Source organism: Novacetimonas hansenii JCM 7643 (assembly GCF_000964405.1).
GTDB lineage: Bacteria > Pseudomonadota > Alphaproteobacteria > Acetobacterales > Acetobacteraceae > Novacetimonas > Novacetimonas hansenii.
The window spans coordinates 17,118-32,487 of sequence record NZ_BANE01000105.1 but is presented as its reverse complement, the minus strand read 5'-3'; the positions used below and the strand labels follow the sequence as shown (position 1 = coordinate 32,487).

Genomic DNA, 15,370 nt, shown 5'->3' with positions numbered 1-15,370 from the left:
GCGCGGCGGCGGCCGCCGCGTCGCCACCCGGCCGCGGCGGCGCAAGGGCCGCGACACTGACGGGCCATCCGGCCTGCGCCAGACGGCGCGCGGCGACATAGCCATCCCCCCCATTGTTCCCCGGACCACACAGCACAAGCACGCGGCACGGCCGCACGTGACGACGCACCGCACGTTCCACCGCGCGCCCCGCATGTTCCATCAACGTACGAATCGGCACCACCCGCGCGGCAAGGGCATCCACACGCCCCATCTGCGCCGGATCGGGAAGAAGCAGTCTGTATGCGGCGTCATTCATGATCGGTCCCCCTGCGTGCATGGCCTGCCTGCGGGCCGGGATATCCGGGCATGGAGGCAGATGGGGCAAAATATGCCCGACGGCATGCAATATCTTGCATTATGGACGCAAAATCGGGAAACAACCGTCCATGCTTTCCCGATGGGCGCCATGCCGGATACGCATTCGCCCGTCCCATCGTTTTCCAAACCGGAGGCGTCATGTCCCACTCCATTCTCTGGAGCCTTGTGCTCGCCGTTCACCTTCTTGGCATGGCCGCATGGGTGGGCGGCATGATCTATGCCGTGTTCGTACTCCGACCGAGTCTCGGCCTGCTTGACGCCATCCCCCGCGCGTCAGTCCATCTGCAGACACTCAACCGCTTCTTCCGCATCGTATGGCATGTCATGCCGATGGTGCTGGTGACGGGGTGGCTGATGATCCTGCACGAAGGCGGATTCGCAGCAATCGCGTGGCAGATCAACCTGATGCAGTTGCTGGGCCTGATGATGGCCCTGATTTTCGCACGGATCTATTTCGGCCCGTACCAGAAGGCCCGCCGCGCCATGCGCCCGCAACCGGCGATGTTCGATTCGATCCGCTCACAGATCCTCATCAATATCGGCCTTGGGGTGCTGACGATCATTACGGCATCCCTTGCCCACCCGTTCTGAGGCACCTTCCACAGCAGCGGGCATGCCCAGCAGAGGTAAATGCCCAAATAACTGATGCACATGCGCACAGGCATCCTTGATTTTCATACGGGATGCAGATAGGCAGGGGACGTGTGGAATGTAGGGATTCGCCCTTGGTCCACAGGCCCCTGCGTTGCTGCAGGCGATCAGGCGCGCTAACCTGATAGGCGGTATGGTAGCAATCCGGACGGGACCTCACCACTGACACGTTCGAGAGAATTTTGAGCGCCAAGAAGAACACGACATCCGCTCCGGCCGGTTCCGCCAAGGTGGGCCGGCGCGTTGCCGCGACCGCAGGCGACATAATGCCGATATCCGACATTGAAATCGTTACCCCTCCGGAAACGGAAGACGCGCCACAGCCGCTGTTTTCCGAACTGGGCCTGTCCGCGCCGATCCAGCAGGCGATCGAGGAGATGGGCTATCGCCATCCCACCCCCATCCAGGCACAGGCGATTCCCTATATCCTGATGGGGCGCGATGTTCTGGGCGTGGCGCAGACGGGCACGGGCAAGACCGCGTCCTTCACGCTGCCCATGCTGGAAATCCTGTCCGGCTCACGTGCACGGGCCCGCATGCCGCGCTCCCTCATTCTGGAGCCCACGCGCGAACTGGCGCTTCAGGTGGCGGAAAACTTCGTCAATTATGGCAAGCACCTCAAGCTGACACATGCGCTGCTGATTGGTGGCGAAAGCATGGCGGAGCAGAAAGAGGCCCTCAATCGCGGCGTTGACGTCCTGATTGCGACTCCGGGACGGCTGATTGACCTGTTCGAACGTGGCGGCCTGTTGCTGACGCAGACGAAGCTGCTGGTTATTGACGAGGCAGACCGCATGCTCGACATGGGGTTCATCCCCGATATCGAGAAGATCGTCAGCATGCTGTCGCCGATACGCCAGACGCTTTTCTTCTCTGCTACGATGGCACCTGAAATCCGTCGCCTGGCGGACATGTTCCTGCACAACCCCAAGGAAATCACCGTCAGCCGCCCCTCTTCGGTCGCGTCCACCATCGAGACGGGACTGGTGATCGTGGAAGAAGATGACAAGCGTCGCGCCCTGCGCAAGCTGCTGCGCGAGAGCGACATGCAAAACGCGATCATCTTTTGCAATCGCAAGCGCGACGTGGACGTCTTGTGCAAATCCCTGCTCAAGCATGGGTTTTCAGCCGGGGCACTGCATGGCGACCTGCCACAGTCGCTACGCTTTTCCACGCTGGAGGCGTTCAAGTCTGGCGAACTCAAGATCCTCGTCTGCTCCGACATCGCCGCCCGCGGGATCGATATCGGCGGGCTGTCGCATGTCTTCAATTTCGACCTGCCGTTCCATGCGGAAGATTATGTCCACCGCATCGGTCGCACGGGCCGCGCAGGCCGCACCGGCCATGCCTACAGCCTTGCGACCCCTTATGAGCAGCCGTTAGCCGAAGCGATCGAAAAACTGACCGGCAAGCCAATCGTCCGGCTGGAGGTCAAGGGAATCGACCAGACCGAATGGTCTGATGAACCGCGCCCACGTGGCCGCAAACGTGGTGGCAAGCCTGCTGAAGTGCGTACAACACCACAGGCGCCCGCGCCCACGGGCAAGACCTCTGCGCCATCGCGCAAGCCAGCAGTCGAATCGCGCAATGCCGTTGCCCCCACGGCTGTATCCGCCACTGCGGCGCCACCAGCGCGTCCGGCATCCCCGCCGCGCCACGCGGCAACGGCCCATGCCCGCGAAGAACATGGCAACGAGCGGCCCCAGGCCGGGTTTGGCGGTGATATCCCCGCCTTCATGCTGCTGCCGCGTCGCACGGCGTCTGTCATCCCCACGCCCGAGGATGAAATCCGGCCGGACTGACCCGAAAGACTTTGCCCGTGTCTGAAATCATGCAGGTTCATATCGATGCCCTTGGCGCGGAAGGGCACGGTCTTGCACGCCTGCCTGATGGTGCCGCCCTGTTCGTCGCGGGCGCACTCCCCGGCGAGGAAGTTACCGTTCTTCCGACAGGGGACGGCAGGGCACGGTTGGAAAAAATCCTCCATCCCTCCGCCGACCGGGTTGATCCGCCCTGCGACCTGTTCGGACGATGTGGCGGATGCTCCGTGCAGTATATGTCCCTGCCCCTGTCATTGCGGTGGAAGACGGACACCGTCCTGCGTGCCCTGCATGGCGCAGGCTATACCGACCCGATTCCCGTGACTTCATGGCAGGGGGCGCCACTGACACGCCGTCGGGTGGATCTTGCCTTTGCCCGCACGGAACAGGGTATGGTCATCGGGCTGCATCGCAAACGTGGCGAGGTCGTGGACATGACCCAATGCCACGTGCTGGAACCCGCGCTGTTCGCGCTGCTTCCCCTCCTGCGGCCAATGCTGCATTCGCTGCCTGCCATCCGGCGTGGCGGGGACCTGCAGATCAATATGCTCGACAGTGGACCGGACCTGCTGCTGGCCACGGATGGCCCGCTTGGCCCTGATGACCGCCGTATCCTGGCGCAGTTTGCAGCCAGCCAGCGTATTCCACGGATTTCGTGGCGTCCCCAGGGCAGTCACGACATCCCGGAAACCGCAGCACAGACGGGTGGGGTATGGCATGAATTTTCCGGTGTGCGCACGGCACCGCCGCCGGGTGCTTTCCTTCAGCCCAGTCGGGCGGGTGAGGATGCAATCCGGTGCGCCATTCTCGAGGCCCTGCCGACCAAGCGGCTCAAGGGAGATATTATCGAACTTTATGCCGGATGCGGCACGCTGTCCTTCGCCCTTGCCGAACGGGGACGGGTCATGGCCCATGAAGGGGACGCAGCCGCCTTTGCCTGCCTGAAACAGGCATGTGGCGGCACACGTGTGCAACCATTCCATCGCGACCTCAACCGGCAGCCGGTCATGGGTGCTGTCCTGGCAAAGGCTGGGGCGGTCGTGCTGGACCCTCCTCATGCCGGCGCGGGCGCGCAGCTTCATCAGATTACCGATGGCAAGCCACTGAATGTCATTTATGTCAGTTGCAACCCCACCGCCCTGCGCCGCGATGCAACAGCATTGCGACAGGCCGGATACCGGCTGGACCGCCTGACGGTAATCGACCAGTTCCTGTGGTCCACCGAGGTCGAGAGCGTATGCCTGTTCACCCGACCAGCCCCACCACGACGCCGCTGAAACAGCGCGGACCCAACAATGCCGCGCTTACAAAGTGCTGGCCCTGCATCTTCTGACAGGCCACCGATGGCTGAAGCTTTTTCTTCTTTCATCGGCGGGTCATTTCCAAACAGCCCCCAGAAGACTGTTTGAAAAGTGAGTCTCAATAACATCCTGAAATTATAAAGGTTTTTGGTGAGGCTTTTTCTGAAAAGCTTCAGAAGACGCCGCCTTTTCGAAAAAAGGCGGCACCCAAAAACTTTTCTTTTTTTATCAAAGAGTTGTTTTCAAACAATCTCTAGACGTGGAAGCTTTCACCACAACCGCAACGCCCTTTTTCATTGGGGTTGGAAAATGTGAAGCCCGCTTCAAGCTGCTTGACCTCGTAATCCATCACCGACCCGATCAGGAACAACGTCGCCTTGCGATCCACCAGCAGGGTGACACCATGATCGCGGACCACTTCATCCCCTGGTCCTGCCTCATTGACGAATGACATGTCATAGGCATGACCGGAGCAGCCTTTGGTTGAAATGCCGATCCGCAGCAATTGCCCGGCATGGGCATTGGCGTAAAGGGAAACAAGGCGTTTTGCCGCGCGATCCGTCAGCGTCATCAAGGGCGGCAGCTCACGGCGTGCAGCCGTCGTGGGGGCCGTTGTGGCAGGGGCGGGATCGGTATGGGTTGTCATGGCTGTATTCCCGTGGATCAGAACATGTTCAGGGTCAGGCGGGCATCCTCGCTCATACGCGACATGTCCCATGGCGGCTCCCACACGATTTCGACCGTGGCGGTGCTGACCTCGTCAATCTTTTCGACCGCTTCCTTGACCTGCGCGGGAAGCTCCTGCGCACTTGGACAATTGGGGGCCGTCAGGGTCATTTCAATCTTGACGGTACCATCATCATGCAGGTCGATGGCGTAAATCAGCCCCAGTTCATAGATATTGACCGGGATTTCCGGGTCAAAGACAGTTGCGATCGCCTCGATCACCGCATCTTCCGACGCCATGCCATCGGTCGTGCGCGCCACAGGCTGCGCGCCATCAGGGGTCCAGACAGACATGACCTCCCCTTCCCCTGCCGGGGCATGGTCTTCCTTCAGCGAGAACGCCGCAGGGTCCTGCGTTTTTTCCCGTTCGGGGACGGATCGCGTATCGTCGGATTTCACTTCCATGACGCTTTACCTGTCTTTCAAATCATTCAGCATGGCGGTCAGTGCGGTCCATGGCAGGGTCGCGCAACGGATGCGCGAACGGTACTGGTGCAGGGGGGCGAATACCGCCAGATCCCCTGCCGCCTCGGCCGGGTGCCCGGTTTTCAACATTGCCTCGAACACCGCGCCCAATTCCGCCACCCACGCGGGATCATGGCCGGTCACATGTTCGGCCATCAGGTCTGCTGATGCCGCACAGATGGCGCAACCACGGGTTTCATGACGCACGGCGGCAATCCGCCCCCCTGGTGTCATGCTCGCCGTCAGACGCACCCGATCACCACATAATGGATTCGTACCTTCGCCACGCATCTGCGCATCCTCGACTTCCCCCCCGAACATGGGGGTGCGGGCACGCTCGACAACCAGACGACGATAAAGATCCTCCTGCGTCATCACGCCCCCCTGCTCATCGCACCCTTACACAAAGAACTTGCGAATTTGTTCAAGGGTGCGTGCAAGGAAGTCGATTTCCTCCCGCGTGGTATAGATCCCGAAACTTGCACGCGCCGTAGCACTCAGCCCCATGCGGCGCATCAGCGGTTCGGCGCAGTGATGACCAGCACGCACGGCAATGCCATTGCGATCCAGCAGCGTCGCGATGTCATGGGGGTGGACATCATCCATCGTAAAGGAAATGACCCCCCCCCGGTCCCGGGCCGTACCGACGAAGTTCAGTCCTGTCACCGCGCCCAACCGTTCCAGTGCGTGATCCGTCAGCGCGGCTTCATGCGCGCCAATGGCATCAAACCCGATGGCATCAATATAGGACAGCGCCGCACCCAGGCCGATGACCTCGACAATCGCGGGGGTTCCGGCTTCGAACTTGTGCGGAACAGGTGCCCATGTCGATTTTTCGAACGTGACGGAGGAAATCATGTCCCCGCCCCCCATAAAGGGCGGCATCGCCTCCAGCAGTTCGCGCCGCGCCCACAGGAAACCAACCCCGGTCGGCCCGTACAGCTTGTGCCCCGTCACGACATAGAAATCAGCGTCAAGCGCCTGCACATCAACGCGGCGATGCACCGCAAGCTGGCTGCCGTCAAACAGCACACGCGCACCGGCTGCATGCGCCATGTCCGCGATGGCGCGGGCATCGGTAATGGTACCCAGCACATTGGACATATGGGTGACAGCCACCAGCGCCACCTTGCCATCGGCAAGTGTGCGTGACAGGGACGCCATATCCAGTTCACCACGATCGGTTACGGCAGCGACACGCAGTTCGATGCCGGCACGGTCACGCAACATCTGCCACGGCACCAGATTGGCGTGATGCTCCATTTCGGAAATCACGACCGCCTGCCCTGGTTTGAGCAGCGAACCATAGGAATGCGCGACGAGGTTGATGGCCTCCGTGCTGTTGCGGGTGAACACGATTTCCTCGCGCCCGGCAGCATTGATAAAGGCCGCGACCTGGTCGCGCACGGCCTCATACGCCTCGGTCGTACGCTCGCTCATCCAGTACAGCCCGCGATGGATGTTCGCATACTGCATGCGCATCGTGTCAGCCATCGCGTCGATGACCTGACGTGGTTTCTGCGCCGATGCCGCACTGTCGAGGAAGACGAGCGGCTTTCCATGCACCTGCTGCGACAGGATCGGGAAATCGGCCCGCAGGTGACGCAGGGCATCCGCCCGGTCCACCGTCTTTGACAGGGTCTTGTCCATCACGCGTTCCTCTGGTTCCACCACGCCTCGACCGCCAGGTCGAGGCTGTCCCGCAGGCGCGTATCCTCCAGCAGGTGCACCACGTCATGCAAAAAGGCACGGATCAGCATCGAACGCGCATCCGACAGCGTAATGCCACGGCTGCGCAGGTAGAAAAGCTGTTCCGGGTCAATCGCGCCCACGGTCGCACCGTGGCTGCACTTGACGTCATCGGCGTAGATTTCAAGTTCGGGCTTAGCGTCGATTTCCGCCGTATCCGACAGCAACAGCGCCTGATTCATCTGGTAGCCATCGGTCTTCTGGGCGATGCGCTCCACATGAATCTTGCCCTGAAACACGCCGCGCGCATGACCGGCCAGCACGTTCTTGACCGTCTGGCGCGAAACACAGTTGGGGGCCGCATGGGTAATGATGCTGCTCAGATCGCCATGCTGCTTCGCATCAAGCAGTTGCGCGCCATTGACATGCACACAGGCCCGTTCGCCAAGCAGGGCGGCATGCACTTCATGCCGGCTGAGCAATGCGCCAAGGGTCAGGTTGAAACTGTCATACAGCCCGTCTGACGCAACCTGCGCATGGGTCACGGCGATCTGCGATGCCTGCTGCCCCTCGGCCTGCAGGCGGGCATGCGTCAGACGCGCGCCCTCAGTCACCCGGACCTCGAATACAGGATTATGCAGGTAGTTCCCGACGCCAACCGTGGCCTCCAGCACCGCAAGGCGTGCACCGGCGCCAAGGTCGATGCGATGGCGCGGATGGAACGAAATCGGGGCGTCACCCGCCACCGCGATGCTGACCAGCAGCAGCGCCCCCGCGTCCACGCCTGCATCCACCCGCACGACCGCGCCGTCATCCGCCATGACGGTATTCAGCGCGGTGCCCACGTCGCCGCAGGGATCGATCCAGTCGGCAAAAACCGGGTCAGCCGCGAACGCCGTGACATGTACGCCCTGCGGCAGTCGCGACAGCGATGCATCGAAACGTCCGTTGACAAGGACGATGCGCGATGTCCCCGCGCCAAGCCCGGACACGGTTTCCACCGTCGCCAGCAGGCGCGCGACCTCTGCCGCATCAACCTGCGCGGGGGGCGTGGCATAGGGCACATCCGCGAAATGACGCAGGGAAGTGTATTTCCATGCCTCCACGCCTGCACGCGGCAGGCCCGCCTGCGTCAGGAAGGCCGCCGCCGCACGGCGTTCCGGCCCATCCCCTTTTCCCCGGCCGAGGAAGGCGCCAGCACTGATCCCGACCGGTGCGATGGCGTTCACGCCGCCTCCGCCAGGAACTTGGCGTAACCCTGGGCCTCCAGTTCGCGGGCCAGTTCGGGACCACCGCTGTGGATGATGCGCCCCTTGGCCATGACATGGATGCGATCCGGGACGATATAATCAAGCAGGCGTTGGTGATGGGTGATGACCAGCGCCGAAAAATCGGGGGAACGCAGCGAATTCACGCCCTCGGCCACAATGCGCAGGGCGTCGATGTCCAGCCCGCTGTCGGTTTCGTCAAGGATGGCGAAGGACGGCTGGAGCATACGCATCTGAAGCACTTCGTTGCGCTTCTTTTCCCCACCGGAAAACCCGACATTGACGTTACGCTTGAGCATGTCGTCGGACATCGACAGGTGCTTTGTCTCCTTGCGCACGGCCTTGAGGAAACCGACCGCGTCCAGTTCCTCCTGCCCGCGGGCACGGCGCACGGCATTGACGGCGGTGCGCAGGAAATTGGCGTTGTTCACACCGGGCAGTTCCACCGGAGCCTGAAACGCGAGGAACAGGCCAAGGGCCGCGCGTTCCTCTGGCTCCAGCGCCAGCAGATCCTGTCCCTTGAACGATGCGCTTCCGCCCGTGACCTCGTAATCCTCACGTCCGGCAAGGACATAGGACAGCGTGGACTTGCCCGACCCGTTCGGCCCCATGATGGCATGGACTTCGCCCGCGGGGATTTCCAGATCGACACCGCGCAGGATTTCCTTGGGCGTCCCGGCATCCGAAATACGGGCACACAGGCCGTCGATCCTTACAAATTCGTTACTCACGTCTCTATAATCCCTGTTCAACCGACGCTGCCTTCAAGGCTGATCTGCAGAAGCTTTTGTGCTTCCACGGCGAATTCCATCGGCAGTTCCTTAAGCACATCCTTGCAGAACCCGTTGACGATCAGGCCAACGGCGTCCTCTTCCGACAGGCCGCGCTGGCGGCAGTAGAACAGCTGGTCCTCGGAAATCTTGGATGTGGTTGCTTCATGTTCGATGCTGGCGGACATGTTGCGATTTTCGATATAGGGCACCGTATGCGCCCCGCAGCGATCCCCGATCAGCAGGCTGTCACATTGCGTGAAATTACGCCCGCCCGATGCCTTGGGCATCATGCGCACCAGCCCGCGATAGGTACTGTCGGACTGTCCCGCACTGATGGTCTTGGCGATGATGGTCGAACGCGTATTGCGCCCGATATGGATCATCTTCGTGCCGGTATCGGCCTGCTGGTGGTTATTGGTCACCGCCACGGAATAGAACTCCCCCACCGATCCTTCGCCCTGGAGGATACATGACGGATATTTCCATGTGATGGCGGAACCGGTTTCCACCTGCGTCCACGAAATCTTGGACCGTGCGCCACGGCACGCGCCGCGCTTGGTCACGAAGTTGTAGATGCCGCCACGCCCGTTTTCATCCCCCGGATACCAGTTCTGGACCGTGGAATACTTGATCGACGCATCTTCCATCGCCACCAGTTCGACCACGGCGGCATGAAGCTGGTTTTCATCACGCATCGGCGCGGTGCAGCCCTCAAGGTAGGAAACGGACGCCCCGTCCTCCACCACGATCAGGGTGCGTTCGAACTGCCCGGTATTGCGGGCATTGATACGGAAATAGGTCGAAAGCTCCATCGGGCAGCGCACGCCCTTTGGTACGAACACGAACGACCCGTCGGTAAAGACGGCGGCATTCAGCGCGGCATAGAAATTGTCCGTCACCGGCACGACACTGCCAAGGTATTTGCGCACCAGGTCGGGATGTTCCTGCACGGCCTCTGAAATGGGGCAGAAGATCACGCCCGCTTCGGACAGGGTCTTGCGAAAGGTGGTCGCGACCGACACGCTGTCGAATACGGCATCCACCGCGATGGGGGGGCGCGCCTCCTCCCCTTCGGGCACTTCCACGCCGGCAAGCAGCGCCTGCTCATGCAGGGGAATACCCAGCTTTTCATAGGTGCGCAGCAGTTCGGGATCGACTTCGTCCAGGGATTTCGGACCCGGCTTCTTCTTCGGCGCGGCGTAATAATGCACGTCCTGATAATCAATGGGCGGGTGGCTGACCTTCGCCCATGTCGGCTCAGACATCTGCAGCCAGGCATGATAGGCCTTCAGCCGCCAGTCCAGCATCCATTCCGGCTCGTTCTTGCGGGTGGAGATCAGGCGGATGATGTCTTCATTCAGGCCCTTTGGCGCGATATCCATCTCGATATCGGTCTCGAACCCCCATTTATAGGTGTTCTGGCCCAGTGTCTCGACTGTCTTGCGGGTCTCGGCAACTGCTGGCATGTGTCTTCACTCCTCCTGTCAGGCCGTGGCCAGGGGGCCGAGGGCCGCGGACGGGGCATCGGGGGCCCGCCGGGATGTCACTGTATGGTTCTGCATGTCGGACAATGAAATGGACGACAGCGCATCAAGGATCGCACCGTTGACCGCATCCCACTGCCCCACCAGCCCGCATTTCGACCGTGCGTCGCATTCCCCCCCATCCACGCAGGTCGTCAGCGAGATCGGCCCGTCGATCGCCTGTATCACGGCCGCAACCGAAATCTGCGCCAGCGGACGCGCAAGGCGATACCCGCCGCGCGCCCCGCGCTGTGAAATGACGATCCCCTGCGCGGCCAGCACCTTGAGCACCTTGGCGATGGTCGGTTCCGGGATGCCGGTGGAACGCGACAGCACGGGAGAGGTCGTGACTTCCTCTTTCTGTCCAAGACGGACCAGGGCCACGACGGCATAATCGGTCAGTTTTGAAAGTTTCAGCATCCTGCTCTCCCGTACCTGTCACGTCCGACGTTAAATGGACCAGACTGGTACTGATTTACTCAGTTCCAGATGGGACACCTGCCGCGGTTCGTCAAGTTCATTTGCACCATCATGATACTTTCCTAGCCGATACCGGTGCCGAATATAAGCTGTAGTAACACCGACAGGCCGCATCCGGCCAGAAACCCGACCAGCGTCCCGTTGAAGCGTACATACTGCAGATCGCGCCCGACCCGCAGTTCGAGCCGGTCGCTCAAGGCGTTCGCGTCCCACCCTGCAACGACCGAAGCAATAAAACGTGACATGCTGTCGCGCAGGAACGGCAGGCTGCTGTTGACCATGCGCTGCGCCGCATTGTTCACGCGCTGACGCATCTGTGCATCATGGTACATCTGCTCTGACAAACGCTGCAACGCGTCACGCACGATGGATGCGGTCCATCCCTCCTCCCCCCGGGCGATGTCGGTTTCGATCACCTGCCGCAGGCGGTGCCAGATATCCCCACTCCATCCCCGGATGCTGTCATGCGACAGGACGCCCATGATCGTGCCCGTCAGGTCACGGCGGCGTTCGGGGTCCTGTTCGATCCGGTCGATCTCTGAGCGGACCCATGCGGTAAATCCTTCGCGCAGTTCAGAGTTCTGCGGGTCAACCCGGTCCAGCTCCTCGCTTGCCGCGGTCAGGACCTTGGTGGCGATGGAACCACCAATGGCCCAGCCCAGGATGCGGCCGCCCTGTTCGCGCACGCGCTCCTCGATCATCTTGCGCAGGGAGGGTTCCTTGGACTTCAACCCGTCCTTGAGCCGCATGAGCAGGAAGGACAGCACCTCCTGATGGCGGTCCCCATCAACCAGCGCACGCATGCTGCGGATCATGATGGGGGCGATTTCCTCCCCCCCCAGCAGGCTGGGCACCAGACGGGAGATCGCATTGCTGGCCCGCCCGTCCTCCAGCCGATCCAACATGTGCGGCACCGCGCCGATAACCGCGCGGTTCACGGTGGAAATGGTCTCCGGGTCCTTCAGGACGTCGCCAATGACGCTGGGCAGGTCGATGCGCTGCATCGCCACCGCCACATCCTTTTCGGTAAAGACGTTGGTGGAAACGAACCGCCCGAGCGCCTGGGCCAGGCGTTCCTGCTGCGCGGGCAGGATGGCAGTATGGGGAATGGGCAGCCCCATGGGGCGGCGGAACAGGGCCGTGACCGCAAACCAGTCCGCAAGCCCGCCGACCACCCCGGCCTTTGCCCCAGAACGCAGGACGTCGAGCCATGCATGGTCAGCCATCACCCCCGATGCCGGCAGGGCATAGCCCGCGACCGTCAGGCCCGCCATCCCGACGAGCAGCCCGGTTGCCGACCATTTGTAACGTTGCAGGACGCGCCAGGCATCCCTGTCGGCTTGTGGAATGTCGTTCATGAACCTTTTGATACCATTGTGTGTCCCCAGACCCAAGATGTCGTGGTGGGGAACCTCCAAATACACGTGAACACAACCTTGTGGCGATTGCGAAGCGACCGCGAACATGGGACGTTGGTACATCATGCAATTTTCAAGACAGGATCTTCTGATGTCCCAGGCCTCTGCCCCTCATGCAACAGACATGCTGCAGCAGCAGGCCCGCGAACTTGTGGCGATCCCTGCCCTTTCCGACAACCCGGTCATGACGCTGGCACGCAGCATCGGACAGCAGATCGACCGGGGCAGCCTGTCGACCGACGCGCTGGAGGCCTGGGTCCGCCGCCTGCGCGACGCCGCGTTCGCCCGCCGCGCCTGCCATATCGCCGCGTATGTCGGGGGGGTGGATGATGCCGTCATCGACCAGCGCATGCGTGACGTGGCGCGCCGCATCATGCAGCCCGACCCAAATGACAGCCCGGTGCCCATCGCCCGGTTCCGCGCCGCGACCGAACGCAGCCGCTTTGCCGCCGTGTTCACCGCGCATCCCACGTTTGCGCTGGCCAGCCCCGTCTATGACTGCCTTGCCGACATGGCGACGCAAAACCCGCAGCAGCCCCCGACCGATGTCCCGGCATTCATAACGCATCGCCGCGCCGCGCCGCCGACGCTGGATGAGGAATTCACGCTGGCGACGCAGGCGATCCTGCGCGGGCGCAATGCACTCGATCGCCTGACGCGGGTTCTCCTGACCGAGGCACGGGCACACTGGCCGCAACTGTGGGCCACGCTGGCGCCGCGTCCCATTATCATGACAAGCTGGGTCGGATACGACACGGACGGACGCACCGATATCGGGTGGTGGGACACGCTGCGGCTGCGGCTGCGCATGAAGCACATGCAGTTAACCCGCCTGAATGCACAGATTGGCCCCGTCGCCTCCGTCCCCAATGACCTGCACGAACGCGTCAATCGCGCCATACAGGCGGTGGAGGCACAGATCGCCGCATGCCCCGGCAGTGCCGACCCGCAGGCGGTGGCCGATTTTGCCGCGGTCCTGATCGGTCGCCGCGAAGAGGCCATGACCAGCAGCAACGACCTCGCCCCCACTTTTGCCGAAGCCATTGATGCCGCGACGCTGGACGACAAGATGACGCTGGCGGTCGCACGCGCGGGTTTCATGGCCCATGGCCTGTCGGCGGCGCATACGCATGTACGCCTCAATTCCACGCAATTACACAATGTCGCCCGCCAGCGCCTGGGCATTACCGACAATCCCGATATCCATGCCCAGCGTCGCGCCCTGATCGCACGCATTGACGAGGCGCTGGATACAACGCAGCCAATCGACATTGATTTCGGCTCCCTGCTGGTGGAACAGTCAACGGCGGGGCGGCTGATGATGACGGTGCGCCAGATCCTGCACCATATCGACCGCACCACGCCCATCCGTTTCCTGATCGCGGAAACGGAAACCGGCTATACGCTGCTGACGGCACTGTGGCTTGCGCGCCTGCTGGGCGTGGAAGACATGATCGAAATCTCCCCCCTGTTTGAAACGCAGGACGCGCTGGAACAGGGGGAACACCTGATCGAAGAAGCGCTGCATTCACCGCACTGGCGCGCCTACCTGCATCGTACGCGCAAGCTGAGCCTGCAATTCGGTTTTTCGGATTCGGGACGTTATGTGGGACAGCTTGCCGCGACCTACCTGATCGAACGGCTGCGGCTGAAGGTCTGCGACCTTCTGCGGCAATGGGACCTCGCCTTCGTGGAAGTCATCCTGTTCGACACCCATGGGGAAAGCATCGGCCGCGGGGCACATCCCTACAGCCTTGCCGAACGTTTCGACTATCTCTCCCCCCCGCATGCGCGCATGCGTTTCCTGCAGGCAGGCATTCGCCTGCGCGAGGAAACGGCCTTTCAGGGGGGGGATGGCTACCTCCTGTTCGGGACGCAGCCCCTTGCGGATGCAACTGTCAGCGTGATCGCGGAACACGCCTTTGCCACGACCTCCATCGACGAAGACCCGGTTTACGACGAACCCGATTTCTCTGCCGATTTCTTTTCCGCCATCGCGCGCGGCATGACAGGACTGGTGGAGGATCCAGGCTATGCCGCGCTGCTGGGTGCGTTCGGGCCGTCACTAATCGACAAGACGGGTTCACGCCCCTCCGCCCGGCAGAGCGATACGGCCGCCATCACCACGCGCATCCGCCATCCCAGCCAGTTGCGCGCCATCCCCAACAACGCCATCCTCCAGCAGCTTGGCTGGTGCGCCAATACGTTGCAGGGGCTGGGCACGGCGGCCGCGCGTCATCCCGATACGTTCGAGCGTTACCTGAACGACAGCCCGCGTTTTCGCCGTGCGCTGGATTTCGCCGCCCATGGCCTGGCCCATTCCAGCGACGGCGTCCTGCGTGGTGTGATCCGGCTGCTGGACCCGGACATGTGGTTGCAACGCGCAACGGCGCATCACGACCCGAAACGGCAGGATGCGTGCCTGACGCTGATGCACGGGCTGGAACGGCTGGATTTCTGGGCCTGTACGCAATCCATGTTCCGCCGCCTGCAATCGGACCATCTGGCGTTACGCAACGCATGGCCCAGCGCACCACGGATGGAGGCGGATGAAATGCTGCTGCATGCCATCCGCATCGCCATCATTGAACAGATATGGATGCTGTCCACCCGGATCCCGTATTTTGCGCCGCGCAATGCGTTCACCCGCGACGTGCTGACGGCGAAGGTCCTGTGCCTGGAAATCCCCGATGTGCTGAAGGAGCTGGAGCATATCTTCCCCTATCACGCGGACCGCAGCTTCGACCTGGATTTCCATGAACCGCACGGGCCCCGCGATGAAGGGACGTATATGCGCGAATACACGGAAATTTTCGAACCGATGCAACGGCTGTTCACACTGGTGCGCGAAATCAGCACCGGCGTGATGCACCATGTCGGGGCCTTTGGCTGAATC

At 62.0% G+C, this 15,370-nt stretch carries 14 protein-coding genes; 4 read left to right on the top strand and 10 right to left on the bottom strand.

What is annotated here, in order from left to right; genetic code table 11:
- On the bottom strand, positions 1-298 hold a 298-nt coding region (locus tag B7G66_RS08405; RefSeq protein WP_048859083.1), incomplete at its 3' end, for an NAD(P)H-hydrate epimerase.
- 200 nt (positions 299-498) lie between these two features.
- On the opposite strand from B7G66_RS08405, the gene B7G66_RS08400 reads away from it, so the two are divergent.
- The 3 genes from B7G66_RS08400 to B7G66_RS08390 all read left to right on the top strand — a co-directional run bounded on the left by B7G66_RS08400 (position 499) and on the right by B7G66_RS08390 (position 4,108).
- A complete protein-coding gene (locus tag B7G66_RS08400; RefSeq protein WP_040510914.1) occupies positions 499-951 on the top strand; it encodes a CopD family protein in 453 nt (150 codons plus the stop codon).
- A 242-nt stretch (positions 952-1,193) separates the two neighbouring features.
- Positions 1,194-2,813 carry a DEAD/DEAH box helicase gene (locus tag B7G66_RS08395; protein WP_003620756.1) on the top strand — a complete coding sequence of 540 codons (1,620 nt, stop codon included), beginning with the start codon at positions 1,194-1,196 and terminating at the stop codon, positions 2,811-2,813.
- A gap of 29 nt (positions 2,814-2,842) precedes the next feature.
- Entirely contained in the window at positions 2,843-4,108 is a 1,266-nt protein-coding gene (locus B7G66_RS08390) for a class I SAM-dependent RNA methyltransferase (protein WP_040512089.1), read from the top strand.
- A 277-nt stretch (positions 4,109-4,385) separates the two neighbouring features.
- Here B7G66_RS08390 and B7G66_RS08385 read toward each other — a convergent pair whose 3' ends face one another.
- From B7G66_RS08385 to B7G66_RS08345, 9 genes are all read right to left on the bottom strand, one after another.
- Positions 4,386-4,778: a HesB/IscA family protein gene (locus B7G66_RS08385; RefSeq protein WP_003620759.1), complete on the bottom strand. Its 393-nt coding sequence runs from the start codon at positions 4,776-4,778 to the stop codon at positions 4,386-4,388.
- A 17-nt stretch (positions 4,779-4,795) separates the two neighbouring features.
- Positions 4,796-5,263: an SUF system Fe-S cluster assembly protein gene (locus B7G66_RS08380; RefSeq protein ID WP_003620760.1), complete on the bottom strand. Its 468-nt coding sequence runs from the start codon at positions 5,261-5,263 to the stop codon at positions 4,796-4,798.
- A gap of 6 nt (positions 5,264-5,269) precedes the next feature.
- Positions 5,270-5,698: a Fe-S cluster assembly sulfur transfer protein SufU gene (sufU, locus tag B7G66_RS08375; protein ID WP_003620762.1), complete on the bottom strand. Its 429-nt coding sequence runs from the start codon at positions 5,696-5,698 to the stop codon at positions 5,270-5,272.
- A 24-nt stretch (positions 5,699-5,722) separates the two neighbouring features.
- Complete coding sequence (locus tag B7G66_RS08370; protein ID WP_003620763.1) at positions 5,723-6,973, bottom strand: cysteine desulfurase; 1,251 nt, start codon at positions 6,971-6,973, stop codon at positions 5,723-5,725.
- Positions 6,973-8,241 (bottom strand): Fe-S cluster assembly protein SufD, encoded by a 1,269-nt coding sequence (gene sufD, locus B7G66_RS08365; protein ID WP_003620765.1) that lies wholly within the window; start codon positions 8,239-8,241, stop codon positions 6,973-6,975. Before sufD ends, B7G66_RS08370 begins: the two co-directional genes overlap by 1 nt.
- Entirely contained in the window at positions 8,238-9,011 is a 774-nt protein-coding gene (gene sufC, locus B7G66_RS08360; protein WP_003620767.1) for a Fe-S cluster assembly ATPase SufC, read from the bottom strand. Before sufC ends, sufD begins: the two co-directional genes overlap by 4 nt.
- Before the next feature lie 17 nt (positions 9,012-9,028).
- A complete protein-coding gene (gene sufB, locus B7G66_RS08355) occupies positions 9,029-10,519 on the bottom strand; it encodes a Fe-S cluster assembly protein SufB (protein ID WP_003620769.1) in 1,491 nt (496 codons plus the stop codon).
- An 18-nt stretch (positions 10,520-10,537) separates the two neighbouring features.
- Positions 10,538-10,996 (bottom strand): SUF system Fe-S cluster assembly regulator, encoded by a 459-nt coding sequence (locus B7G66_RS08350; RefSeq protein WP_003620771.1) that lies wholly within the window; start codon positions 10,994-10,996, stop codon positions 10,538-10,540.
- A gap of 122 nt (positions 10,997-11,118) precedes the next feature.
- Complete coding sequence (locus B7G66_RS08345) at positions 11,119-12,414, bottom strand: DUF445 domain-containing protein (RefSeq protein ID WP_003620773.1); 1,296 nt, start codon at positions 12,412-12,414, stop codon at positions 11,119-11,121.
- A gap of 151 nt (positions 12,415-12,565) precedes the next feature.
- On the opposite strand from B7G66_RS08345, the gene B7G66_RS08340 reads away from it, so the two are divergent.
- On the top strand, positions 12,566-15,367 hold the full coding sequence (locus tag B7G66_RS08340) for a phosphoenolpyruvate carboxylase (RefSeq protein ID WP_048859082.1): 2,802 nt from the start codon (positions 12,566-12,568) through the stop codon (positions 15,365-15,367).
- The last annotated feature ends 3 nt before the right edge of the window (positions 15,368-15,370 follow it).